The sequence below is a fragment of the uncultured Chloroflexus sp. genome (genome assembly GCF_938091255.1).
In the GTDB taxonomy this organism is placed as follows: Bacteria; Chloroflexota; Chloroflexia; order Chloroflexales; family Chloroflexaceae; genus Chloroflexus.
The window spans coordinates 46,960-70,580 of the sequence record NZ_CALLJH010000006.1 but is presented as its reverse complement, the minus strand read 5'-3'; the positions used below and the strand labels follow the sequence as shown (position 1 = coordinate 70,580).

Annotated in this window: 20 protein-coding genes and 4 tRNA genes; 10 read left to right on the top strand and 14 right to left on the bottom strand. The window is 58.5% G+C overall.

From position 1 onward, the window contains the following. The first annotated feature begins 224 nt into the window (after positions 1–224). Together Q1A00_RS02730 and Q1A00_RS02725 are read left to right on the top strand one after the other, a co-directional pair. Positions 225–575 (top strand): metalloregulator ArsR/SmtB family transcription factor, encoded by a 351-nt coding sequence (locus Q1A00_RS02730; protein WP_366144833.1) that lies wholly within the window; start codon positions 225–227, stop codon positions 573–575. Next, positions 568–2,649, top strand: a complete 2,082-nt coding sequence (locus Q1A00_RS02725; protein ID WP_298402016.1) for a cation-translocating P-type ATPase — start codon at positions 568–570, stop codon at positions 2,647–2,649. Before Q1A00_RS02730 ends, Q1A00_RS02725 begins: the two co-directional genes overlap by 8 nt. Before the next feature lie 318 nt (positions 2,650–2,967). Here Q1A00_RS02725 and fahA read toward each other — a convergent pair whose 3' ends face one another. The 3 genes from fahA to Q1A00_RS02710 form a co-directional block, all read right to left on the bottom strand. Continuing rightward, on the bottom strand, positions 2,968–4,224 hold the full coding sequence (gene fahA, locus Q1A00_RS02720; protein WP_298402018.1) for a fumarylacetoacetase: 1,257 nt from the start codon (positions 4,222–4,224) through the stop codon (positions 2,968–2,970). Positions 4,225–4,400: 176 nt separating this feature from the next. Then, positions 4,401–5,567 (bottom strand): homogentisate 1,2-dioxygenase, encoded by a 1,167-nt coding sequence (locus tag Q1A00_RS02715; protein ID WP_298402020.1) that lies wholly within the window; start codon positions 5,565–5,567, stop codon positions 4,401–4,403. A gap of 68 nt (positions 5,568–5,635) precedes the next feature. After that, positions 5,636–5,711 (bottom strand) — tRNA-Arg (locus Q1A00_RS02710). 160 nt (positions 5,712–5,871) lie between these two features. Between Q1A00_RS02710 and Q1A00_RS02705 the strand changes: the two genes are divergently transcribed. Continuing rightward, the gene (locus Q1A00_RS02705) at positions 5,872–6,564 is read left to right on the top strand and encodes a CPBP family intramembrane glutamic endopeptidase (protein ID WP_298402022.1); all 693 of its coding nucleotides are present in this window, start codon (positions 5,872–5,874) and stop codon (positions 6,562–6,564) included. A 378-nt stretch (positions 6,565–6,942) separates the two neighbouring features. On the opposite strand, the gene Q1A00_RS02700 is transcribed toward Q1A00_RS02705, so the two are convergent. From Q1A00_RS02700 to Q1A00_RS02690, 3 genes are all read right to left on the bottom strand, one after another. Then, positions 6,943–7,018, bottom strand: a tRNA-Phe gene (locus Q1A00_RS02700). Between the two features lie 16 nt (positions 7,019–7,034). Then, a tRNA-Val gene (locus Q1A00_RS02695) sits at positions 7,035–7,109 on the bottom strand. A gap of 7 nt (positions 7,110–7,116) precedes the next feature. After that, a tRNA-Leu gene (locus tag Q1A00_RS02690) sits at positions 7,117–7,206 on the bottom strand. 295 nt (positions 7,207–7,501) lie between these two features. Between Q1A00_RS02690 and Q1A00_RS02685 the strand changes: the two genes are divergently transcribed. Together Q1A00_RS02685 and Q1A00_RS02680 are read left to right on the top strand one after the other, a co-directional pair. Continuing rightward, positions 7,502–9,052 (top strand): hypothetical protein, encoded by a 1,551-nt coding sequence (locus Q1A00_RS02685; protein WP_299755133.1) that lies wholly within the window; start codon positions 7,502–7,504, stop codon positions 9,050–9,052. Further along, a complete protein-coding gene (locus tag Q1A00_RS02680) occupies positions 9,049–9,312 on the top strand; it encodes a hypothetical protein (RefSeq protein WP_298402026.1) in 264 nt (87 codons plus the stop codon). The genes Q1A00_RS02685 and Q1A00_RS02680 overlap by 4 nt, the downstream gene beginning before the upstream one ends. A 200-nt stretch (positions 9,313–9,512) precedes the next feature. On the opposite strand, the gene Q1A00_RS02675 is transcribed toward Q1A00_RS02680, so the two are convergent. From Q1A00_RS02675 to Q1A00_RS02645, 7 genes are all read right to left on the bottom strand, one after another. Next, positions 9,513–10,481 (bottom strand): prephenate dehydrogenase/arogenate dehydrogenase family protein, encoded by a 969-nt coding sequence (locus Q1A00_RS02675; RefSeq protein ID WP_298402028.1) that lies wholly within the window; start codon positions 10,479–10,481, stop codon positions 9,513–9,515. 15 nt (positions 10,482–10,496) lie between these two features. Beyond that, positions 10,497–11,099 carry a hypothetical protein gene (locus Q1A00_RS02670; RefSeq protein WP_298402030.1) on the bottom strand — a complete coding sequence of 201 codons (603 nt, stop codon included), beginning with the start codon at positions 11,097–11,099 and terminating at the stop codon, positions 10,497–10,499. Further along, on the bottom strand, positions 11,092–12,186 hold the full coding sequence (gene aroC, locus Q1A00_RS02665) for a chorismate synthase (RefSeq protein WP_298402032.1): 1,095 nt from the start codon (positions 12,184–12,186) through the stop codon (positions 11,092–11,094). The genes Q1A00_RS02670 and aroC overlap by 8 nt, the downstream gene beginning before the upstream one ends. Before the next feature lie 41 nt (positions 12,187–12,227). Next, complete coding sequence (locus tag Q1A00_RS02660; protein WP_298402034.1) at positions 12,228–13,436, bottom strand: glycosyltransferase family 4 protein; 1,209 nt, start codon at positions 13,434–13,436, stop codon at positions 12,228–12,230. Between the two features lie 41 nt (positions 13,437–13,477). Continuing rightward, entirely contained in the window at positions 13,478–14,665 is a 1,188-nt protein-coding gene (locus Q1A00_RS02655) for a class I SAM-dependent rRNA methyltransferase (protein WP_298402036.1), read from the bottom strand. Between the two features lie 147 nt (positions 14,666–14,812). After that, positions 14,813–16,054: a glucose-1-phosphate adenylyltransferase family protein gene (locus Q1A00_RS02650; RefSeq protein ID WP_298402038.1), complete on the bottom strand. Its 1,242-nt coding sequence runs from the start codon at positions 16,052–16,054 to the stop codon at positions 14,813–14,815. A gap of 35 nt (positions 16,055–16,089) precedes the next feature. Further along, complete coding sequence (locus Q1A00_RS02645; RefSeq protein WP_298482536.1) at positions 16,090–17,343, bottom strand: glucose-1-phosphate adenylyltransferase; 1,254 nt, start codon at positions 17,341–17,343, stop codon at positions 16,090–16,092. 193 nt (positions 17,344–17,536) lie between these two features. On the opposite strand from Q1A00_RS02645, the gene Q1A00_RS02640 reads away from it, so the two are divergent. Both Q1A00_RS02640 and Q1A00_RS02635 read left to right on the top strand, forming a co-directional pair. Beyond that, a complete protein-coding gene (locus Q1A00_RS02640; RefSeq protein WP_298402042.1) occupies positions 17,537–18,013 on the top strand; it encodes a hypothetical protein in 477 nt (158 codons plus the stop codon). A 25-nt stretch (positions 18,014–18,038) separates the two neighbouring features. Further along, positions 18,039–18,911 carry a universal stress protein gene (locus tag Q1A00_RS02635; protein ID WP_298402044.1) on the top strand — a complete coding sequence of 291 codons (873 nt, stop codon included), beginning with the start codon at positions 18,039–18,041 and terminating at the stop codon, positions 18,909–18,911. A gap of 69 nt (positions 18,912–18,980) precedes the next feature. Here the strand turns inward: Q1A00_RS02635 and Q1A00_RS02630 are convergent, their stop codons facing one another. Further along, a complete protein-coding gene (locus Q1A00_RS02630) occupies positions 18,981–19,469 on the bottom strand; it encodes an MOSC domain-containing protein (protein ID WP_298402047.1) in 489 nt (162 codons plus the stop codon). A 94-nt stretch (positions 19,470–19,563) separates the two neighbouring features. On the opposite strand from Q1A00_RS02630, the gene Q1A00_RS02625 reads away from it, so the two are divergent. From Q1A00_RS02625 to prpE, 3 genes are all read left to right on the top strand, one after another. Continuing rightward, entirely contained in the window at positions 19,564–20,724 is a 1,161-nt protein-coding gene (locus Q1A00_RS02625; RefSeq protein WP_298402049.1) for a hypothetical protein, read from the top strand. A gap of 8 nt (positions 20,725–20,732) precedes the next feature. Further along, a complete protein-coding gene (locus tag Q1A00_RS02620) occupies positions 20,733–21,554 on the top strand; it encodes a universal stress protein (protein WP_298402052.1) in 822 nt (273 codons plus the stop codon). A 126-nt stretch (positions 21,555–21,680) separates the two neighbouring features. Beyond that, on the top strand, positions 21,681–23,579 hold the full coding sequence (gene prpE, locus Q1A00_RS02615; protein ID WP_299755122.1) for a propionate--CoA ligase: 1,899 nt from the start codon (positions 21,681–21,683) through the stop codon (positions 23,577–23,579). The last annotated feature ends 42 nt before the right edge of the window (positions 23,580–23,621 follow it).

Below are 23,621 nucleotides of genomic sequence, written 5' to 3'. Positions count from 1 at the left end.
CCTCCCCGCTGGGAGAGGAGGGATATTGGTTCCCGCTCCCGGAAGGAGTAAACGGAGAATAGCCTCGGAAAGATGCATACACCTTATTTCACACCTTTTTTGTCTTTTCGTGGCCATCATATATCACTCTCTTGTTGGGGAAAAGGCATCGGCGACGTTTGACAAACACCGCTGCGCTGCCTATCATATCATCAAATAATGATATGTTTATTAGAGAACATATGATGCTCACTGTCGCTCATCCAACCGCACTGGCGCTGCAAGCTAAGCTCTTTCGCGGATTTGCCGATCCTTCGCGTCTCGCTATTTTGCTCGCGCTGCGTCACGGAGCGCGCAGCGTGAGCGATATTGTGCAAGTAACCGGACTCTCGCAACCCAACGTCTCAAACCATCTGAGCTGCTTGCGCGATTGTGGGTTGGTGACGGCTTCATCCCAAGGTCGTTTCGTCTATTACGAATTAAGCGACCGGAGGGTCGAACAGTTGCTCCGGCTGGCTGACGAATTGCTGGCCGATGTCGCTAAAGGGGTGTACGAGTGTACGCGCTACCAAGCCGAGGATGCGAGCGATGAGTGACTCACATTTGCTTGAAGTGCCGGTCAAGGGGATGGATTGCGCCGAATGCGCTCAGCATGTGCAACAGGCTATCGCCAAATTGCACGGCGTCGAGTCGGTTGATGTCTTGTTGGCCGCTGAAAAGGCGGTGATCCGGCTCGATCCAACCCGGGTTGATCTACCTGCCATTCGCAAGGCGGTCGAAAGCGCGGGCTATACTGTCCCCGAAACGATAACGCCGGCCAACGCTTCGATCAACCAATTCTCGCGTCGGATGACGATCCTGCTCGCGGTGGTGTTCGCGATTGTGTTGGGGATTGTGGTCGCCGGCGAGTGGCTCGGTCTGTTTGATCAGCTCAACGCATTGATCCCTCTGCCCATTGGCATCGCGCTGGTGGTTGCGGGCGGGTGGCCGGTCTTCCGTCAGGTGGCGCGAGCGACCCTCCGCCGCCAGATTACCTCGCACACCCTTATGACGCTCGGCGTGATTGCTGCGTTGATTGTGGGTGAATGGGTAGCGGCAGCGATCGTGGTCATTTTCATGCGCGTTGGTGATTATGTCGAGCGATTTACCGCCGAGAATGCCCGCCGGGCGGTGAAGGAACTGACTGCGCTTGCGCCGCAAACGGCGAGGGTTGAACGGGGTGACGCAGAGGTGGAAGTACCGGTGGCCGAGGTACAACCCGGCGATACCGTGATCGTGCGGCCCGGCGAGCAGATTCCGGTTGATGGCGAGGTGATCGCCGGCTATGCCACTATCGATCAAGCCGCGATCACTGGCGAGTCGATGCCGGTGGAAGTGAGCGCCGGTTCGCATGTATTTGCAGCGACGATTGCCAAGCTAGGCAGTTTGCGGATCAAGGCGTTGCGGGTGGGAGCCGATACCACCTTTGGCCGCGTGATCAAGCTGGTTGAAGAGGCGGAAGCACATCGGGGCGAGGTGCAACGGCTGGCTGACCGGTTTAGCGCCTATTATCTACCGGTGGTGGCTGGAATTGCCGCACTGACTTTCTTGATCAGCCGCAACCCATTGGCAACCGCCGCTGTGCTGGTCGTCGCTTGTTCGTGCTCGTTCGCGTTGGCCACACCGGTCGCGATGCTGGCCGCGATCGGGGCAAGCGCCAAGCGCGGCCTGCTGATCAAAGGCGGCAAATATCTGGAAGCGTTAGCGAAAGCTGATGTGGTGCTGATCGATAAAACCGGCACGCTGACGCTGGGCCGGCCTCGCATCACCGATGTGATCGCGCTCAACGGTGTTCCCGCAACAGAGGCATTGCAGCTTGCCGCCACGGCTGAACGGTACTCGGAACACCCGCTGGCAACAGCCGTGCAAGAGTTGGCGCGGGCGCAGAATCTTACCTTCGCCGAACCAGAGCACTTTACGGCCATCCCCGGGATGGGGGTACGCGCCAAGGTGAACGGTGCTACGATTACTGTCGGCAATCGCCGGTTGATCCCAGCGGCGGCCTCGTTGCCGCTAGCCGCCCAACTCGAAGCCGAAGGCAAAACGCTCTTGGTCGTGGCACGCGACGACGAACCGATTGCGCTCCTCGCCGCCGCCGATACGCTCCGTCCTGAAACACCGGCGGCCATCGCCGAACTGCGCGCGCTCGGCATCAAACACATCGAATTGCTCACCGGCGATAACGAACGCACGGCTGCCGCCTTAGCTGGCCAGCTTGGGGTACAGTACCGGGCGCAATTGCTGCCGGAAGATAAAATCGCGGTGGTGAAGGATTATCAGGCGCGCGGCCACACGGTGGTGATGGTCGGCGATGGGGTGAACGACGCGCCGGCACTGGCGCAAGCAGACATTGGCATTGCGATGGGTGCTGCCGGAACTGATATCGCGATCGAAGCCGCCCATATCGCTCTGATGCGCGACGATTGGACGTTAGTGCCGCAGGTCTTGCGCATCGCCCGGCGAACGATGGGAGTAGTCAAGCTCAATATTGGGTTTACTGCCGGCTACAATTTGGTTGGGCTTACGCTGGCCGCTGTTGGGTTGCTGCCACCCACCCTTGCCGCCGCAGCGCAATCGTTGCCCGATTTAGGCATTCTCGCCAATTCGGCGCGGCTGTTGCGGCAGCGGTGATGGTTGGGATACTTTGCGGATCTCCTAACCGCTGCCAACCCTGGCCTGCGCGTAGAAGGGAGCCATAATATGGAATGACTGGACAACGAAAAACCTTGCTCTGATTAGTGATACGGACGAGGTTGAGTTAGCGGCGCACGTGAGCGGCCATCTTACCAGACCGATTCCAATTTGGGTGGTGCAGGTCAACGACAACCTCTATTCGGGCCGCTGAAGTGCTGCATGTTCCGGCATTTTTCATTATGGATTAGCGATTCTGCGCCCTTCGCGCCTTTGCGTTGAACGTCTTAGCGCCTTTGCTCGCTTCGCGCCGCTGGGTTACCCGCTCGCCACCGCCCCAGCCACAATCGTCCCCGTCGCCTCACCAAACCCAATTCGGTAGCCTTCACCCTGCGCCCATGCTCGCATCGTCACCGTATCGCCGTCTTCCAGCCAGCGCCGCATCGAGCCATCAGCCAATTGCAGCGGCTCAGTGCCGCGCCACGTCAACTCAAACAGACATCCCCGTGCCTCTTTGGTTGGCCCGCTGATCGTGCCCGACCCCATCAGATCGCCGGGCCGCAGCCGGCAGCCATTCACCGTATGGTGGGCAAGCTGCTGAGCAAAGCTCCAGTACAGGTGGCGAGCATTGGTCTGACAGATGCGGGTGTCGTTGAGCCACACCTCCAGCGTAATGTCGAAATGGCCGGGGCCGGGAGCTTGCAGGTAAGGCAACGGCGGCGGATCTTGCGGTTCGCCGGCGCAGCGGAATGGTTCAAGCGCAGCGAGCGGCACAACCCATGGGCTAATGGTAGTGGCAAAGTTCTTCGACAAGAATGGGCCGAGCGGCTGGTACTCCCACCCCTGAATATCGCGCGCGCTCCAGTCGTTCAGGATCACAAAACCAAAGATCCGCTCTTCGGCCTGCGCAATCGGCACTGGCGTCCCCAACTCGCTACCCACGCCGATCACCATCGCCAGCTCGACCTCGAAATCAAGCGCCCGCGACGGTGAAAAGAACGGTGCTGGGCTGCTTGACGGCTTGATCTGGCCATGGGGACGGGGAATGGGAGTACCGCTGACCACGACGGTACTGGCGCGACCGTGATAAGCAACTGGCATGTGGCGCCAATTGGGAAAGAGCGGCGGACTGTCAGGTCGCAACATTTTGCCAGTGTTCGTGGCATGGTAGAGCGATGAGTAAAAGTCGGTGAAATCACCGATCTGAACTGGCAAGAGCAGTTCAACTGCACTCTGCCGAATAAGCGCAGCATCGCGCAGCGACTGATGATCGCGCAGCCTTGACTCATCGGCGGCAAGCAGGCGCTGCAAGGTTTCACGCACCGCCTGCCACGCCACCGGCCCAGCGGCCATAAAGGCATTGAGCGCGTCGCGGGCAAAGAGACCTTGCCCACCGACTGGGGTGGTCGCCAGCAGACCGGCTTCATCAAGCGCCGCTAGATCGAGCACATACTCGCCGATAGCGACACCCACGCGGGCCGGCCCGCCACTACGTGGACGGAAGACGCCGTAGGGCAAATTCTCGAGGGGAAAATCACTGTCGGACGCAATTGGCAGAAAGCTTTGCAGTGGCATAGGGTTTATGATGCAAGAGGCTAAGCTATCGTATCCCGTGATCAGCTCGCTATCATCCCTACTCTCTACGCAAGAGATAGGAACACGCCGTAAGACAGACGATCCCGTCACCAACTCTCTGTGCCCTACCTCCCCACTCCCAACGCCGAGAGTAAGGAGGCAGGAACACCCATCTTCTACCCCTCCGGCCCGCCAACGCTCCACGTATCCATATAGCCCGCCTTCTCTAGCTCGAGGGCGGCAGTGGTCAGGTGCAGCGGGTAGAACGTATCAATCATCACCGCCAGCTCGCGGGTCTCTTTCACACCAATGCTGGCCTCAGTGCTGCCCGGCTGTGGGCCGTGCGGCAAACCGGCGGGGTGAAGCGTGATGTCACAGCGCTCGATCCCGCGGCGCGACATGAAATTGCCGTCGCAATAGTAGATCACCTCGTCAGAATTGACATTCGAGTGATTGTACGGCGCCGGGATCGCTTCGGGATGATAATCGAACAAGCGCGGCACGAACGAACAGACCACGAAGTTATGGCCCTCGAAGGTCTGATGCACTGGCGGCGGCTGGTGGATGCGGCCAGTAATCGGCTCGAAATCGTGGATCGAGAAGGCCCACGGGTAGAGGTAGCCATCCCAGCCAACAACATCGAAGGGGTGATGGTCGAGCACATGGCGCGTAAGCTGGTCGCGCACCTTGACCAATACCGCAAACTCACCGGTATCGGTGAAGGTGAGCAACTCGCTAGGGCCGCGAATATCCCGCTCGCAATACGGAGCATGCTCGAGCAACTGGCCAAACTGGTTGCGGTAACGTTTGGGGGGCGCGATCTGGCTGGTCGCTTCAATCACCAAAAAACGGGCCGGGCCATCGAGCCGCATCTGCCATGTAACGCCAAACGGGATGACCACGTAATCGCCGGCGCTAAAGGGCAGGCGGCCAAACTGCGAGAGCAGGTCGCCGCTGCCTTCATGCACAAACCACACCTCGTAGGCTTGGCCGTTGCGGTAAAAGCCGGTCATGCTCTCGGTAGGCCGGCTCACGCCGATGGTCACATCATTGTTGCCGAGTAAGGTAATGCGGGCACTCACCGGATCGCCGCCGGCGGGCACGTGAGCCGTGGCAAACGCCCGATGACGAATGGGACCAAACTCAACGTATTCCGGTTTGGCAGTCCCAACTAGCTCGGCATGCAACACCCGTGGCGGCAAGAAGTGGTGGTAGAGGATGGACTGAATACCGTGAAAGCCCTCGAGACCCATCACCTCTTCGCGGTAAAGCTTGCCATCAGGCTTGCGGAACTGGGTATGGCGCTTGTGGGGAACGTGGCCGAGACGCTGATAAAACGGCATCGCACACCTCCTTGTGCCGCGGTGTCGTTCGGATAAAGATTCGCCCGACGCGGTAACGCCGGGCGAATTGGCGACCCGGGAGGGACTCGAACCCCCAACCAACGGTTCCGAAGACCGTTGCTCTATCCATTGAGCTACCGGGCCATTCGGCGTCAATAGTGTAGCATAGCTGGGCCGGTTGCGCAACGTGGTAAGCAAACAGCAACCTTGGTTGCGCGATATTTTGCCGCAACCTGACGCCAACAGCATACAATGGCGAGAGGTTACACGGCATGTCTGAAACAGACCGGCAAGGAGGTATTGTATGCGCGCACCGGCATTGACGCCATCATCAGGGGCATTACTGCAAGATCCACGCCTGCGCTGGGGGTTCGGGCTGGTAGCGGCAGTCTGGGTCTTGGGTTTGATCGGCGGGCTGAGTGGGTTCACCGAATGGCCGGCGCTCTTCCTCTACGTATTAGGTGGATTGGGCGTGGCGATATGGCTGGGAAGGTCTGCCAGCGGCTGGGCCTCAATCGGTATCACCCGTGCCAACCTCCGCGCCGCTACGATCTGGGGTGGCGGGATCGGCGCGGCATTGATGCTGCTCGACTGGGTCAACACCTTCTTCTATTACCGCAGCGGCGGCGCGCCGATGGAGGCAATGGAGACGATCCTAGTCGGGATGGGTTTGCTCTACCTCTTCCCTGTGCTGGTGTTAGCTGAAGAATTGCTCTGGCGCGGCGTGCTATTGCTTGGTCTCCGTGACGCCGGTCTTAACTTACACCTGACTGTCGCCATCACAACGCTCCTCTACGCCCTCAACCATCTCTTCGTTGCACCGGTGCCAATGTTCGAGCGTTGGCTGATGGTGGGTATGGCACTGCCGATTGGCGTGATCGGCGGTTATCTGGTGCTGCGCACCCGCAATGTCTGGGCCGCGGTGTGGTTACACGGCCTGAGCATTGTGGCAATGGTAGCGGATATCTTTGTTATACCGGCGCTGGCGCGTGGGTGATGGCTCAAGGGAAGGCAGTCAAGCCAATTTCTCCAGTTCTTCATCGTTGCTTAACCCACCAATAACCTTGCCTATCCACATTTTGTGGAGAGATGTGGAAAACGCCACAATATCTAGTTGCAAGCACAAGATAACGGCAGAGGCAGACAGCTCAGTCGCCAACATCGCTATATCGCGTGCGACAGTTGTACTGCCGCACGCCATTCCCTGCCTTTGCCGCCACCCCCGCCCTGTTAGGTACGACAGGGAACTGTTGCGTGATACCCCAGCGGCTCGTTTCGGCGCCCTCCATCAGGCGCGGCAGTTATACTGCCGCGTGCTATACCCTTGCTAAACCACAACACCCGCTCTGCAAGGCAGAGCGGGTGTTACGTATTGTGGTGCCAAGAGCCGGACTTGAACCGGCGACCCTCGCATTTTCAGTGCGATGCTCTACCAACTGAGCTATCTTGGCTCGCCACCGTTAACAATGGTGGGCGATGACGGGTTCGAACCGCCGACACCCTCGGTGTAAGCGAGGTGCTCTACCGCTGAGCTAATCGCCCCGACGTATGGTGCCCAGGAAGGGACTTGAACCCTTACGAGCGTGGTTAGCTCACTAGGCCCTCAACCTAGCGCGTCTGCCAATTCCGCCACCTGGGCGCTCAACGCCTCGTTATTATACGAAATGATGGCCCGCTTGTCAAATTAGGACTAACAACATCCTTGCGTTGGCGGGGTTGCATCATTATCATGATAGGTGCTTTCTCTGCGCTTGTCACGAATTAATCGCAATGGCATACGCTAGCTCTCCCTCATCTATCCGGCTTAGGATGATAGAGCCGAGTCAGCCGTTTCGCTTACGTTCCACACAAGCAACGGTAAAGCGTGGTCTGCATCCGTTGAGACGGTTAAGCGTGAGATTCATGGCATAGGATACTATTGAGGTGAGGAGCGTATGCAACGGCAATGGTCGAACGTCGTCATTATCGGTCTGGTTGCTGCGTTGGCGGTCACTATCGCGCAAGCCCAACCGGGTATTCCCGGCGGGGCGATGTTGGCAACAAATACTGGCACAGCATTTACCTATCAAGGTCGCCTAAGCAAAGATGGCGCACCAGTACAAGGTGTGTGTGACTTTCAATTTACGCTGTGGGATAGCGCGAGTGGTGACACCGCACTGGGAACGGTGACAGTCAATGCTGTAAACGTCACCGGTGGGTTGTTTACTATCCCGGCACTAGATTTCGGCAGCAATGCCTTTATCGGACAAGCGCGCTGGCTCGGCGTCGCCGTGCGCTGCCCTACTGGCAGCGGTTCATACACGAGCCTGACCCCACGGCAGCCCTTAACCGCAGTGCCCTATGCGCTTAGCTTGCGACCGGGGGCGCAGATAGTAGGCGATGTCAGCGGCAACAGCAGCATATTCGCGTACAATACAACTACTAGCAGCCTTTCGTATGGCATATATGGGCGCAGCGACAGCCCAAACGGTCGCGGCGTAGCCGGATTTGCAAGCGCTAGTAGCGGTGACGCCGTAGGAGTCTTTGGCCTTACCGCCAGTAGCAACGGCAAAGGTGTCACCGGTGAGGCTTGGGCGACGAGCGGCCCGGCAATTGGTGTCTATGGCGTAACGCGATCGTCGAGCCTAGACGCTGCCGGTGTGCTCGGTGAAGCTACGCCTACATCCGTATTATCAACAAGTGGTGTGCGGGGCATTAATCGCAGTAGCAACGCGACTGGCTTCGGCGTATGGGGCGAACACGTAGATGGCGGAATTGGCGTTTTCGGCACATCAGGGCGCGGGATCGGCGTCTATGGAAAGGTGCTGTCCAATACACTTGGCCTCTCGATTGGGGTGTGGGGTGAGAATCCTTATAGTAGCGGTACCGGTGTCCTTGGGCAAGCGACCGCTACCAGCGGCACAACCTACGGCGTGCGCGGTGAGGTGGTGAGTCCAAATGGCTATGCCGCCCATTTTGCGGGCGGGCAAGGCGTGCGGGTGATCGGCAATTTGCAGGCTACTGGCGTAAAGACATTTGTCATCGATCATCCTCTCGATCCCGCCAATAAGTATCTCTACCACTTTGCCCAAGAAGGACCCGTTATTCAGAATGTGTATAATGGCATCGTCACTCTCGATGCCACTGGCGCCGCAATCGTCACGCTCCCAGACTACTTTGCCGCGATCAATGCTGAGCCGTTTCTTTACCAACTCACTCCGATCGGCGCAGCAATGCCCAACTTGCATGTAGCTCAGCCAATTACCGGCAATCTGTTCCGCATTGCCGGTGGTGTAGCCGGCGCACAGGTGTCATGGGAGGTCACTGCTACCCGCAACGATCCCTATCTACGCATGCATCCTGTGGCGACGGAAGTAGTCAAACCAGTTACTGAACGCGGTTTGTATCTTGCGCCAGAAGTGTATAGCTTGTCTCCCTCGCTGAGCAGTAACCAAACCCTAGCTTCACCATTGCCACTGGATCCTACGGTGGAGGGCCAACGATGAAGCGATGGATTCAAGTTGGTCTGTTGGCACTTCTGATCAGTTTGGTGATCGGAGTCGTTGCCGCACAGAGCGGGTACAGCATTGTGTGGTATACGATTGACGGCGGCGGCGCCACTTTTAGCACCGGCAGCGGCTACACGCTCGGCAGCACCATCGGACAAGCTGACGCAGGTGTAGCCATTGGTGGCGGCTATACGTTGTACGGCGGGTTTTGGGGTTCACCGGATAGTCTGCTCTACATACCGTTCGTGGCACGGTGATCGCCGTCTAGCTGGTGATAAGGGATCAAAAAACAAAGTGGTAAGAGTAGCGTTTTGCAACCAACCACACGTATCACTAACGAGCATGAGCACACCTTTATCCGCCTTTGACTGCGCACAGCCGAAGGCGGATGAAGGCCGCTACAGCCTTGAAGCATTTCTCAACAGCAATACCGGCTGCGGCAACCATCCTAACTCGATCACTTCTCCCGCTTTGGTAAGCGGAAACCGAGCAGACTTGGCCGTTCAACCGTAGGCATGGCATGAAAATCGGCTTCGCCGGGGCGCAAGTGCGGCTTGCTCTCCAGCCATGCATCACGGGTGGCTTTGGCTTGTTGCAGCATCTGCTCGATGGCCGCGACATCGCCGGCGTTGATCTGTTCGCGCACCGTGACGAGAAAGCGGATCAGCTCGTCGATCCAGCGGCTGAGACCGTGCGGGTTGGTGAGCAAGATGTCACGCTGCATCTGCGGATCGCCAGAGGCGAGACGCGAGACATCGCGGAAACCGGTGGCAGCCAGTGGGGCCATCTCTTTCCATGCCGGGCTTGTGCCGGTGGCTGTCACCAAGCCGACTGAGAGCAGCAGCGGCAGATGCGAGATACCGGCTACATACGCGTCATGCTCTTCGGGGTCGATGTAGTACGGTTTCGCCCCCACCGCGCGTACCAACGCCTCAACCGCTTCGACGGCCTGCGGCGCGGTATCGCCGGTCGTTGTCAGGCAGTAGATCGCTTCGCGGAAGAGATCGGGATCGGCGGCGGCTGGCCCCGACTTCTCGCGCCCGGCCATAGGGTGCCCGCCGACAAAACTCACCGTGCGCGGGAGGAGTTCGACGGCCCAGCGGTAGACCTGCGCTTTCGTACTTGCAACATCTGTAACAACTGCACCGGCAGGCACAGAGGTAGCCAATTCCCGAAACACCTCTTGCATTGCCCGCACCGGAGTCGCCACTACCACCATCTGCGCCTCACGCACCGCTTCAGCTAGCGTGCGCGCTTCACGGTCAATTGCCAACCGCCCCCTCGCCTCGCGAATCACGCGCGGCTCGCGATCAAATCCAATCACCTCAAGCGGGCCAAGCGGCGATTCTTTGGGATCAGCGTTGCGCAACGCCATGCCGAGCGAGGCGCCGATCAAGCCGAGACCAATGATAGCAATGCGGATCATGGGTTTCCTCTTCTCCTACCCCGCCGGTTCTACGCCGATCAACGACAAGAAGATAATCTCAACCAACACGACAATCACCGCCAACGCAATCAGTTTGATCGGGTCGAGCGCACGGAGCGCAGCTAAGGCCAGCGCCGCGGTGACAAAGATGCCGGCTTCATACGACTCGCGCCGCACCCGCCGGTTGTCGCGCGCCCATGCCTTGAGCGCCAGCCAGCGCCGGCTCAGCACAGCAATCACCGGGCGCGCGATCGCGGCTGCGCTGAGAAACACAGCAAACAGGATCAGCGCATAGACCGGCGTATCCGGCGGGTCAAGCAGGGTGCCGGTTGGGGCCGGTATAATCGCGATGGCGGTGAGCAATAACCATACTCCCAGCGTCCCTTCCACCGTGAGACCAGCTAGACCTAGCCACTTTTCCAACGGCCAGAAGGTCAGGATGCCGGTGATGAGGGCCAGACCATGAAAGATGAGATGGATCGGCGACAGCAGGTTTGGCCCGCGCGCCAATTCAGCGCTGATGACCATCCCAATCACGAGCGCCCAACTCAACCCCGCCAGCAGACCGAGCGCCGGCAACCAGCGCGTTGGCGACTCAACCGGCTCGTGTTCAGCCATCGCTCTGCTCTGACCACGCTACGCGGGCAAGGCGCTGACGCAACAGATGATCGGCCAGCACCAGCGCCAGCATTGCTTCGGCCACCGGCACCAACCGCGGCAACACGGTCGGGTCATGACGGCCATGCACCTCGATTGTCACCGGATTACCGTCGCGATCCACCGTCTGTTGCGGGCGAGCAATGCTGGCCGGCGGTTTGGCGGCCAGTCGCACGACAATCTCTTCACCAGTGGAAATACCGCCGAGGATACCGCCGTGATGGTTGGAAGCCGTGCCGATTGTGCCATCGTCACGACGAATAAACGGATCGTTATTTTGCGAGCCGCGCAGCATCGCTACGCCAAACCCTTCACCGATTTCAACCCCCTTGATCGCAGGGATCGAGAACATCGCCTTGCCAATATCGGCTTGCAACTTATCAAAGACCGGCTCGCCGAGGCCGGGAGGTACACCACGCGCCCGCACTTCGACAATCCCACCCAGCGAGTCGAGTTCGCGCCGCGCCTGATCGACCCGCTCGACCATCAACGCTGCAACCCGCGCATCGGGACAGCGCATCATATTGCGCTCGATCTCCTCTTCGTCAAAGACCTCGGCGCGCAGATCGGCCAGTTGCAGGGTATAGCCCACAATCTTCACCCCTACCGTTGCCAACAGCTTGCGTGCAATTGCACCGCCGGCCACGCGCCCGATTGTCTCGCGCGCTGACGAACGACCACCGCCGCGCCAATCACGAAAGCCGTACTTCACGTCCCACGTATAATCGGCGTGACCGGGCCGGTAGCTATCTTTGATATTCTCGTAATGGTGCGACTTCGCGTCGGTGTTATAAACCACCATCGTAATCGGCGTACCGGTCGTGCGGCCCTCGAACACGCCAGAGAGAATCTGCACTTCATCGGCTTCCCGCCGCTGCGAGCTAACCCGACTCTGGCCGACACGACGACGGTCGAGTTCGCGTTGAATATCGGCCACATCGAGCGGCAAACCGGCCGGACAGCCATCAACAGTGCAACCAACAGCCGGGCCGTGCGACTCGCCCCATGTCGTTAGGCGAAAAACGTGACCAAAACTATTTCCGGGCATCTGTATACTCCGCCAATAACACCGCAACGCCTTTGCGTCACTTATGCCCGGCGCATGATCTCTTTGCCCCACGCGCCAGCTTTCCACTCCGTCCATACGCGATCGTACACTGCTTTGACCTCGCCGGCAATCCGATTCCACGTATAGTACGCGCGGGCCAGCGCCGCCCCCCGCGCCGCGCGCAGGCGTGACTCGGCGGGGGCGTGCAGGCTGGCCAACAGCGCATTGGCAAGCGCCCCCGCATCGCCGGCCGGAACCACCAACCCATTCAGCTCGTGTTGCACGACCTCGGCCAACCCGCCAGCGTCAGAAACGATTACCGGGCAGCCGGCAGCAAACGCCTCTAGTGCCACAATCCCAAACGGCTCATACAGCGAAGGGAAGACGGCAACATCACCGACCGCGTACAGCCGATTACGGTCTTCATCACTGATAAAACCGAGAAATTCGACCGGAACTCCCAACTCAGTAGCGCGCTGCTTCAGATCGTCGAGCAAACTACCGGCACCAGCAATGACTAGCCGAGCCGGTACTTCAGCAAGCACGCGCGGCCAAGCCTCTAGCAACACATGCACGCCCTTTTCGTATACTAACCGACCAACAAAAATCACTAACGACTCATTGTCGGCGGCAAAGCGGCGCCGAAACGACACCCAATCAGCCGGCGTGGCGAAGGGTTGCGGCGGGATATGGACGCCATTCGAGATGACATCGATCTTATCAGGGGGGGTTGCGAAGTAATCGCGGATTTGGTGAGCCATAAAGTGCGAACAGACAATCACCCGCCACGCCTCATACGTGAGCCGCCACTCGAGATCGTTAATCTGCTGTGATCGATGGCCATTGATATCACCCCGGCCACGCCCTCGCTCGGTCGCGTGAATGGTTGCAATTAACGGCACTCGCCAATGGTGTTTGAGCGCAATCCCTACTTCAGCGGTTAACCAATCGTGGACGTGAATGAGTTCGGGCCTGCCACCGGGAAAGAGAGCATGCGCGGCGTGTTCAAGGTGACGACCAGCATGACGGACAAAACTAGGGAAATCGTCGGTATCGAACGGCGGGATCGCAACTCGGCAGATCGTGAGATTGTGCTGGCGCTCGAACGTCTCACCGCCACGTAATTGCGGTGTAAGGACAGTAACTGTTACTTCATGATCGGTGAGCGCCGGCGCGAGATCGGCGACGTGCCGGCCCAGACCGCCTACTATATGAGGAGGGTATTCCCACGAAATCTGAAGTACCTGCATAGTCAAAATTATAGCATAGTCAAGGCGCAACCGACATCGCCTTACACTAACGACTGTACGCGCGCAACAATGAATTTCAAGTAGCGTCCTTCAGGGAAACCAGCCGGCACCGGATGGTCAAGCGGCTGGCCGGCCTCGTGAATAATTTGCAGACGGCGATGCGCTTGCGCTGCCGCGTCGCCGAGCAAGGCCCGGAAGTGTTCAGGGCCGATCTGGGCAGTGCAACTGGCGCTCACCAGCATACCACCGGGCGTTACGCAGCGGATCCCGAGCGCATTGAGGCGCACGTAGGCCCGCAACGCGGCGTGCTGGCTAGCTCGCGCGCGAGCAAAACTCGGCGGATCGAGAATCACCACGTCAAAGGTGCGCCCGTCTTTGGCGTACCGATCGAGCAAGGCAAAACAATCTTCCGTCTCGAACCGGTGGCGTTCCGCCGGCAACCGATTCAGGGCGAGATTGGCAGCCGTTGCTTCAGCCAGTCCGCGTCCGACATCGCAACTCACCACCTCAGCCGCATCACCCCGCAGCGCATAGAGCGAAAACCCGCCAGTGTAGGCAAAACAGTTGAGCACGCTCGCGCCGGCTACGAAACCCTCGACGGTGCGCCGGTTGTCGCGCTGATCGAGAAAAAGACCGGTCTTTTGGCCATACAGCATATCAACTTGAAAGAAGAGACCATTCTCTTGCACCACCAAATCGCGTGGCGGCCATTCACCCCACAACAACACCGGCTGCGCTTCGCTCTCATTGTCGTCGTGGAGACGTGGACGTTGCACGACGCCGCGCAATTCGGGATCGACGGCGCGCAGGGCGGCGGCAATGGCCGGTGCCAAGGTCTGCACACTTTCGGCATAGGTCTGGATCACGGCGTAATCGCCATAGCGATCAACCACAATGCCGGGTAACCCATCACCCTCGCCATAGACCCAGCGGTACGCGGTTGTCTGTCCACTCGCACGGATTGGTGCGCGCAACTCCCATGCTTCCCAAACTCGCTCGCGGAACCATGCCTGATCGGGCGGGCCATTCCGGCTGAAGATCCGTAGTCCGATCGGACTCTGTTCATCGTAAAGGCCGTAGACGGTCAACCCGCCGCAACGGGCGCGCGCCCACTGGCCGGAACGCAGCCGTTCGGTGCCGATCAGATGGTTGCGGTAGACCCACGGATGGCCTTGTTGCAGCCGTGCGCGAATCGCAGGATCGATGGTAATGTCGGCAAGTGACGGCATAATGAACCAACATATATGAATATCGCAGAGAGACGCAGGGCAATTCCGATCAGCCACTATGCTTCATCGGGTTGTCAACAAGCGTAGCCCCTCAGAAACAACATGAGTCTCTCTCGACCTTGCGCCATTGCACCTTTACGTTGCCCCTCAAATCGTCGCTCCGCTTGGCACGCAGCCATCGGCAGGGAACGCAGTCGGCTGCGTGCGCGGGCGGATCGCCACATTACGCCCAATCCGTGTCTGAGGAGGAATATGCGCTTTCAAACCGACAAGGGTCAAACCGGTATTGAGCCGCTCTGGCGCTTCGGCGTTAGGGGTATTATCCTCACCTTCACCAACGACCGCACCCTCACCGATCCGCACCCCTTCATCGACGATACAACGGTCGAGGACAGCACCCGCCTCAATCACCGCGTCGCCGAGCACTACCGAATCGCGCACGACTGCTCCCGGCGCTACCACCACCCCCGGCGACAACACCGACCCGATCACGGTACCATATACCCGGCAGCCATCGCTCAGCAAGCTATTCTCAACCCGCGCCTGCACACCGATCTCGGCCCCCGGCCGGTCAGAACTGACAGTATGGATAACCCACTCCGGATCGTACAAATCGAGTGCCGGCGTTTCGGCTAACAGGGCCAAATTGGCTTCGTAATAGGCCTGTACCGTGCCAACATCGGCCCAGTAGCCTTGGAAATTGTAGGCAAAGGCGCGGGCGCTGGTAACAATGTTAGGCAACAGATGGCGACCAAAATCGACCGCATCGGTCGAGCGGAGCAGGTCGATCAGATATTGCTTGCGGAAAACGTAGATTCCCATTGAGGCGAGGTTTGAGTCGGCACGGCGCGGCTTCTCAACAAATCGATCGATCCGGCCATCGCTACCGACCGAGACGATCCCGTAGCGATGGGCATCGTGCGGACTTACGCTGCGCACCGCCATGGTCAGATCGGCCCTGCGCTCTTCATGCCATTCGAGCAGCGGGCGATAATCCATTTTATAAATGTGATCGCCGGCCAACAATAGCACGGCATCAGCCGGCTGATCCTCAACCACATCAAGATTGTAGCGCACCGCATCAGCCGTGCCGCGCTGCCAACCGCCGCCGTCGGGAGTCGGCGAAGGATGGAGCAAACGCAAACCGCCCTGCGCGCGGTCGAGATCCCACGGGCGGCCAACACCGAGATGGGCGTGCAGCGAGCGCGGGCGGTACTGGGTAAGCACCGCCACATTGTAGAGACCAGAATTCACGCAGTTCGAGAGCGCAAAATCGATAATCCGATACTTACCGCCAAACGGCACCGCCGCCTCGGTGCGTTCCGCGGTCAGCACGCTCAGCGCCGGTGAGTCGCCACCGGCTAATATCATGACCAACGTTCGCAGCATAACAACTCCATTCAGCACAGCGTTGCTGCGCCCATTCAGATCGTTTCGCCAGAAGGCACATCACCGGCTGGAAAATCCTCGGCGTCGCGATCGGCATTGATCACCACATTGCGTCCGATTGTTATGCCGGCCGGAATGTGGGCCGCTTTGCCGACCACTGTAATCCCCGTGTTAATCTTATCGGGCTGCTTGCGGTTCGGCACCGTCAGATCATCGCCAAAACCGAGGCGAGCGCCGGCGCCGACCACTACTTTCTTATCAACAATCACCCGATCAAGCACCGCGCCGGGGCCGATCCACGTATCGTTCATCACCACGCTATCGCGGACAATTGCCCCCGGTGAGACATACACCCCCGGCGACAGCACCGAATGCACGACCGTGCCGCGAATAGTGCAGCCGTTACAGATGATCGACTGCGTAACCCGCGCCTGCGGCCCGATCTTGGCTGGCGGGCGCTCTTCGCTGCGCGTGCGGATCAGCCAATTCGGGTCAAACAGATCAAACTCAAGCGAGGGATCGAGCAGTTGCATGCTCGTTTCCCAGTACGATTGGATGGTGCCGACATCAACCCAATAGCCCTTAAAGCGGTGAGCAAAGACCCGATCCTCAGCCACCATCGCCGGGATGACATCTTTGCCAAAATCGATGCGCGGCTTCTCAGGGCCGCCTTCCGACAGCCGCCGGATCAAGATATCGGCGTTGAAGACGTAGATCCCCATCGAAGCAAGATTGCCCTTATCACGCGCCTTAGGCTTCTCGGTGAACTCGATCACCCGATCGTTTTCATCGGTAGTCATAATCCCAAACCGATCGGTCTCTTCAATCGGCACCTCCATCACCGCCACCGTCAGATCAGCACGCTTGCGCAAATGGGTGTCGATGATGTCGTTGTAGTTCATCTTGTAGATATGATCACCGGACAGGATCAGCACCAGATCGGCGCGGCGTTCTTGGATGTAATTCAGATTTTGATAGATCGCATCAGCCGTGCCCCGGTACCACGACTCATCGCGCCGGCCTTGATACGGCTGCAACAACCGTACCCCGCCTCGCGCCCGGTCAAGATCCCACGGCTTGCCGATCCCGATATGTTCATTGAGCGAATGGGGCCGGTATTGCGTCAATACTGCCACATCGAAAATGCCGGAATTGACGCAATTCGAGAGGGTAAAATCGATAATGCGAAACTTACCGGCGAAGGGCACTGATGGTTTCGCGCGCTTTTCTGAGAGCACACTGAGGCGCGTACCTTCGCCGCCTGCCATGATCATCGCTATAATACGCATACGCCTCCCGTAACATTGCTAAGATCCGGCTACGCTATGGATTGTAAACCTAAGCGGACAATCGCGCAACGCGCGCTGATTGCTTAAGTTGCGAATTACCGCCTAACAATTCGCGACCATGCTCTAGACGGCTGCCAGCGGTTTGCTATCATACAGCTAATTATTAACTATCTCATGGATGCAGGAGTCTAACATGGCGGTCTACCCCTCCCCTACCCAACCGCAATCGACCGGATGGAAACGTTGGGTATTGATGGGCGTTGCGATCATCGTGCTCACCATCGTACTCTGCTGCGGCCTGTTCGTGTTTGGCGGTTGGCGCATCTTTACCGGGGTGATGGGTGAAACACAGGCGATTGAGCAAGTGATCAAGCAGTTTATGAATACCGGAAGGCGCAACGATCCCGATACTGCGCTCGCCCTCTTCGCCGATTCAGCGCAGAGCGTCGTTTCACGCAATGATCTGGAACGGCTGTTTGCCAATCGCCAACTATTCCGTGAGGTCAGCAGCGTCTCTCTCAACAGTTTCAATATCAAGAGTGATTTAGAAGGCACAACCGCCGAGATTGCCGGCCAGTTGAACTACGCTGATGGTTCGAGCCAAGCATTTTCAGCGCGGTTGCAAAAAGAGAATGACCAATGGCGATTGATCCGGATCGATTTTCGCTAGTATGACCGGCATAAGGAGGCGCGCCATGTTTCGTACTATTCTCGTTCCACTTGACGGCTCGCCGGTTGGCGAGGAAGCCTTGGCTGCCGCTGCCCGGCTAGCGCGTGCGGCGAATGCAACGGTGCATCTGGTGCATGTCCATTACCCCAATTCACTGACGCCAATCGTGATCGAGACGTTGCCGATCATTGATGCCGAATTGCAATCACTTGCGACCCAGCACGAGCAGTTTTACCTCGAACAGATTGCTGCCGCGCCGGTGATGCAGGGCGTTCACACGGTAACGACCCTGCTCGAAGGCGAGATCGCCGAGACCTTAGCCGCACACGCCCAAGCGATTCAAGCTAACCTGATCGTGATGACGACCCATGGTTGGAGCGGGTTCGAACATTTTTGGTTAGGAAGCGTCGCTGAATCACTCCTACGGCTGACGCATACGCCGCTTTGGTTGATGCGACCGGGTGAACCGGCGCAACGGGCAGCCCAACCACTGCGCCGCATCCTCGTGCCGCTTGATGGTTCTACGCTATCTGAACAGGTGTTGCCGCATGCCCAAGCGTTAGCATCGCTCGATGGTGCGCGGCTGATCTTCGCGCGGGTGATGACACGTCGCCGGCGAAGTGATGAAGCGAACGATACTGAGCAGAAACGGCAGATTGAGGCGTATCTGCAAGAGATCGCCAGCCGGCTCGAAACCCAAGGCGTGCCCGCCGATATTGCGGTTGGCGCTGCCGAACAACCGGCGCGCGCGTTGCTCACGCTTAGCCGTGAGTTGCAGGTCGATGCGATTGCGTTGGCGACCCGCGGGCAAGGTGGTTGGCAACGAATCATGGTCGGCAGCACCGCCGATAAGGTTATCCGCGCCAGCCCGATCCCGGTTTTGGCCGTGCGTCCGTAGGCACCTACCGCAACGTGTCCAAAGTGTCCAAAGGGGCATACAGCAGGATGCCCCTCTGTTCTTCCCATATCATTCGGCCCGCAGGTGAATCACCGGATCACCCACACGCACCTCGCCTTCGCTGATCACCCGCGCATAGAGCCGGCTCCAGCCGGGAAAGAGACGCTGACTGATCCGACTAAACCAACCGCGTTGAAACGAACCGGCGATCGTGTTGCAGGGGGTGGTGTAGTCGGTAAGTTCGAGTTCAACCCATGAACCGATTAGCAAGCGGTCGCCGATTGCCAGTTGATCCCAATCAAGACCGATAATGGTCAGATTCTCACCGGTTGTACCCGGCGCAATGGGGTGGCCTTCCGCTTGCAACGCTGCAATCCGCTCGACGGAATAGAGCGAGACGGCGCGGCGCGGCCCGCCGTGATGTTCACGGTCGCGTTGGTAATCGCCGCGCACACCATCGATTGTGATCTCGGCAGCAGGCACCGAATACTTCGGTACACCACCGGTGGGGTTGACATTAATGGATGCTACTTTCCCCTGATTGCCCTCTGATTTCATGGCATTTACCTCTTCTCAAGCCAGTTGCTATCGGCTATTATATCAAGATTACAACCCTATTCTGCGCCAACGGTTTGTCGGCTAAGGAAATGCCATGGAACCTTTCAAGAAACCAACCCAAACAGCCGCTCCTACCGTTCGCGAAACAAAAGTTATCGGACAACCTGAATTACTCGAACCAGCGCTGTCTGCCCCCCATCATACCCGTTGGCGCATGATGATATACCGCGTAGGATATGCGCTTACTGGCCTCCTCGCCTTCGTGCTGGCGCTCGAATTGCTCAAACGCGGCGCTGCTGGCTACGGGAGGATATTGATCGCGTGGCTTGATATTTCGTCAACAGCTAATGCCCTCGGCTTTGGCTGGCTGCTGGCCTATATCTTTCTAAGCGGTTCACCGGTTGCCGCCGTCGCGGTAGCGTTTTTTGCCTCAGGCACGATCGACGGCTTACAAACCTTTACGATGATTACCGGTTCGCGGCTAGGGGCTTCGTTCATTGTGCTCTTTGTCGGCTTTCTCTACCACCTGCGCGGCCACCGCCGCGCGGCGAGCGTTTCTATCGGCGTACTGGCGTTATTAACAACCGCCGCGATCTATCTACCGGCACTAGCGCTGGGGTACTGGCTACTTAGCTCGCAACTCGTCGGCGTGATCTCGGCGAGTGCTACTAGCCCGCTTAGCTCGGTGATCGACCTCGTCGTCGATCCACTCGTTGCCATCTTGGCCAGCATCTTGCCCGAATGGACACTTCTGATCGTAGGCGCACTAGGACTGCTCGGCGCATTTAGCCTGCTTGACCGCGCTATTCCCGACATTCCCGGCGGGCAGTCGGTATTCGGCAAAGCCGGCCAGTTGCTCTATCGGCCATGGGCGATGTTTCTGCTCGGTGCTGCCATTACTTCCTTCACACTCTCGGTATCGGTATCGTTATCGATGCTGGTACCGCTCACGGTGCGCGGCATCATTCGGCGCGAGAATGCCTTGCCCTACATTATGGGCGCGAATATCACCACCTTTATCGACACACTGGTGGCGGCCCTGATTGTCGGCGGTGCAGCAGCGTTCACCATTGTGCTGGTTGAGATGCTCTGCGTCGCGTTTTTCTCGCTATTGGCCTTACTCTTCTTCTACCGACTCTTTGCCCACGCATTGCTCGGCTTACAAGAATTTATCGTTAGTTCTACGCCACGCCTGATTGGCTTCCTCGGCCTGATGCTGATTGTACCGATCTGGTTACTCTTCGTAAGGTGGTAACAGCAACTATGCATCTTGCGCTCTACGTTGGCAATAGCTTACAACGGGCCGATCTGATCACGTTTGCAGCGCCGCTCATTACGACATTAGCGCAACGATTAACCCTTATTGCGCGGGCTGACGAGGCAGCAATGCTTGATGATGCGATCGGCCACTTCCAGCCCAGCCCAGCAATTCATATCCGCCGCTGGAGTCAAGAGCACTCCTTTGCTGCTGCGATCCTCACTGCCGTCCAAGCTGAACAACCTGATCTTGTCATCGTGCCGGCCTTTACCGCACGCGCAACACCAATGAACTGGCCAAGACGGCAACTCGAGTTCACTATGCTGGGTTCACTGCCAATCCCGTTTCTACGTGTGCAAGGTCGAATAAGTCCCATCCGTCGGATCGTGATCGCCAGCGCCGGTGGCAAGCAATCGCTCGGTTGTGTACCGCTAGTCAGCCAACTTGCCCGCGCTTGCCAAGCTGAGGTGACCATCCTGCACGTCGCCTCCCAAGAACCCGTCTACTTCGACAGCTTCACCCAGCAATCGCCCCTTGATGAATCAATTGCAAGTGTGTTACAGCAATTGGCGGCAACTTTTAACGATCTAGGGGTAAGAACTCGCTTGCAAGTGGCACGCGGTCTGGTCGAAGACACCGTATTAGCCGAATGCAAATACCACGACGTATTGGTCATCGGCAGCCATCAGGTCACGTTCGATGACCAAACACCGACAGAAAGCTGGCTACGCGCACTTCAACGCTTATCACTGCAAGATGTTACCCGCGACTTGCTTGATCGTAGTCCAATTCCGGTGTTAGTTATCCAGCGGCAACAATCGTTGTAGTTTCTCTCTCAGTATTTGCAACGAATACCTTTATAATCAATTTCATCTCTCATGTAACAATGGTATAATAAGTCAATCATTTGTCTCCCTTGCATAGGATGCGTACACTCGCAGAGGAGGATCGCTGTGGGCTACGAAGCCATCTATCGCCGATCGATCGAAGACCCCGAAGGATACTGGGCTGAATTCGCCGCTGAATTGCACTGGTTTAAGCCATGGGATAAAGTGCTCGACAACAGCAATGCCCCATTCACACGCTGGTTTGTTGGTGGTGAGACGAACCTCTGCTACAACGCCGTTGATCGCCATGCCCTCGGCGGCAAACGCGGGCAGGCCGCTATCATCTGGGAAAGCGCCGAGACCGGGCAATCGCGCACGCTCACATACTTTGAGCTATACCGTGAAGTAAACCGCTTGGCCGGTCTGTTCCACAACCTCGGCGTGCGCAAAGGCGATCGGGTGATCATCTACATGCCGATGGTGCCCGAAGCGATCTTTGCGATGCTTGCTTGTGTGCGCATTGGCGCCATCCACTCGGTGGTCTTCGGCGGTTTCTCGGTCACGTCGCTTGCCTCACGGATCGATGACGCCGAACCGGTGTTGATCGTCACCGCCGATGCTGGCATGCGCAAGGGCCAGCCGGTGCCCCTAAAAGAGGTAGTTGACAAGGCGCTCGACGAAGCCAATACCGATAGCGTGCGCGATGTGCTCGTGCTCAACCGCGGGATCATCCCGGTCGAATTGAAGAAGGGGCGCGATCTCGATTGGTACGAGCAGCTCGCCAAACGCGGCGAGCGGTACATCGAGCCGGCCCGCATGGCCAGCACCGATCCTTCGTACATCCTTTACACCTCCGGCACCACCGGCAAGCCCAAGGGAGTGGTGCGTGATACTGGCGGCTATATGGTGGCGCTCTACGCCAGCATGAGCACTATCTACAACTGCGGCGACGGCGATGTCTTCTGGAGCACGAGCGACATCGGTTGGGTGGTCGGCCACTCGTACATCGTCTACGCGCCCTTGCTTAAAGGCGTACCCACCGTGGTCTACGAAGGCCGGCCCGACCACCCCGATCCCGGCGTCTGGTGGCGGGTGATCGAGAAGTACGGCGTCACCCACGTCTTCACCGCACCGACAGCGCTGCGCGCGCTGCGCAAGTTCCCCGAGCAGTGGATGCGCGACGCCGACATTAGCTCGCTCAAGATTCTGTACGCTGCTGGCGAACCGCTCGATGCGCCGACCTACGAGTGGGCAACGCAAGCGCTCGGCGTGCCGGTAATCGATCACTACTGGCAGACCGAGAGCGGCTGGCCGATGGTGACCAACCCGGTTGGTGTCGAGCTGCTGCCAATCAAGCCCGGCTCGCCGACCAAGCCGGCCTTCGGCCATCGCCTCGAAGTGGTTGACGCTGACGGTAACCGGGTGCCTCCCGGCGAGAAGGGTTTTCTCGTCGAGCATGGCCCGCTGCCTCCCGGCACGCTGCTCACGCTGTGGAACGACGACGAACGGTTTGTGAAGGGCTATTGGAGCCATTTCAAAGACAAGCTGCTCTATATGACCGGCGACTACGCGATCCAAGATGAAGATGGCTATCTATTCATGCTGGGTCGGGCCGATGAAGTGCTAAATGTCAGTGGTCACCGCCTTGGTACACGCGAGATCGAAGAGGTGGTCTCGGCACACCCCGCTGTGGCCGAAGCGAGCGTGATCGGCGTGCGCGATGAGCTGAAGGGTGAAGATGTGCTCGTTGTCGCAGTGCTTAAACAACACATCACGCCCCAAATGCAAGACGATATCGCGAATGAAATCCGGCAACTGGTGCGTGAGCGGATCGGCCCTATCGCGACGCCGAAAGCCGTCCACTTCGTCAGTATGCTGCCCAAGACGCGATCGGGCAAGATCATGCGCCGCGTGATCCGGGCTGTGTATCAAGGCGATAATATTGGCGACCTGAGCACGATCGAAGACGATGCCACGGTCGATATGGTGCGCGAAGCGATCGAGCTGCTGCGCGGTGATTTCTAGTCGCTATGGCGCGCCACTTAGCAGCGCATTGCATGGCGCGCC

Coding starts and splice junctions, on each gene's coding strand:
- Q1A00_RS02655 (WP_298402036.1), bottom strand. CDS start 14,665: ATGCCGTCACTTGCCGACATTACCATCGATCCTGCGATTCGCGCACGG.
- Q1A00_RS02675 (WP_298402028.1), bottom strand. CDS start 10,481: ATGATCCGCATTGCTATCATTGGTCTCGGCTTGATCGGCGCCTCGCTC.
- Q1A00_RS02725 (WP_298402016.1), top strand. CDS start 568: ATGAGTGACTCACATTTGCTTGAAGTGCCGGTCAAGGGGATGGATTGC.
- Q1A00_RS02645 (WP_298482536.1), bottom strand. CDS start 17,343: ATGCGTATTATAGCGATGATCATGGCAGGCGGCGAAGGTACGCGCCTC.
- aroC (WP_298402032.1), bottom strand. CDS start 12,186: ATGCCCGGAAATAGTTTTGGTCACGTTTTTCGCCTAACGACATGGGGC.
- fahA (WP_298402018.1), bottom strand. CDS start 4,224: ATGCCACTGCAAAGCTTTCTGCCAATTGCGTCCGACAGTGATTTTCCC.
- Q1A00_RS02685 (WP_299755133.1), top strand. CDS start 7,502: ATGCAACGGCAATGGTCGAACGTCGTCATTATCGGTCTGGTTGCTGCG.
- Q1A00_RS02635 (WP_298402044.1), top strand. CDS start 18,039: ATGTTTCGTACTATTCTCGTTCCACTTGACGGCTCGCCGGTTGGCGAG.
- Q1A00_RS02730 (WP_366144833.1), top strand. CDS start 225: ATGCTCACTGTCGCTCATCCAACCGCACTGGCGCTGCAAGCTAAGCTC.
- Q1A00_RS02630 (WP_298402047.1), bottom strand. CDS start 19,469: ATGAAATCAGAGGGCAATCAGGGGAAAGTAGCATCCATTAATGTCAAC.
- Q1A00_RS02680 (WP_298402026.1), top strand. CDS start 9,049: ATGAAGCGATGGATTCAAGTTGGTCTGTTGGCACTTCTGATCAGTTTG.
- Q1A00_RS02660 (WP_298402034.1), bottom strand. CDS start 13,436: ATGCAGGTACTTCAGATTTCGTGGGAATACCCTCCTCATATAGTAGGC.
- Q1A00_RS02715 (WP_298402020.1), bottom strand. CDS start 5,567: ATGCCGTTTTATCAGCGTCTCGGCCACGTTCCCCACAAGCGCCATACC.
- Q1A00_RS02620 (WP_298402052.1), top strand. CDS start 20,733: ATGCATCTTGCGCTCTACGTTGGCAATAGCTTACAACGGGCCGATCTG.
- Q1A00_RS02650 (WP_298402038.1), bottom strand. CDS start 16,054: ATGCTGCGAACGTTGGTCATGATATTAGCCGGTGGCGACTCACCGGCG.
- Q1A00_RS02625 (WP_298402049.1), top strand. CDS start 19,564: ATGGAACCTTTCAAGAAACCAACCCAAACAGCCGCTCCTACCGTTCGC.
- Q1A00_RS02670 (WP_298402030.1), bottom strand. CDS start 11,099: ATGGCTGAACACGAGCCGGTTGAGTCGCCAACGCGCTGGTTGCCGGCG.
- Q1A00_RS02705 (WP_298402022.1), top strand. CDS start 5,872: ATGCGCGCACCGGCATTGACGCCATCATCAGGGGCATTACTGCAAGAT.
- Q1A00_RS02640 (WP_298402042.1), top strand. CDS start 17,537: ATGGCGGTCTACCCCTCCCCTACCCAACCGCAATCGACCGGATGGAAA.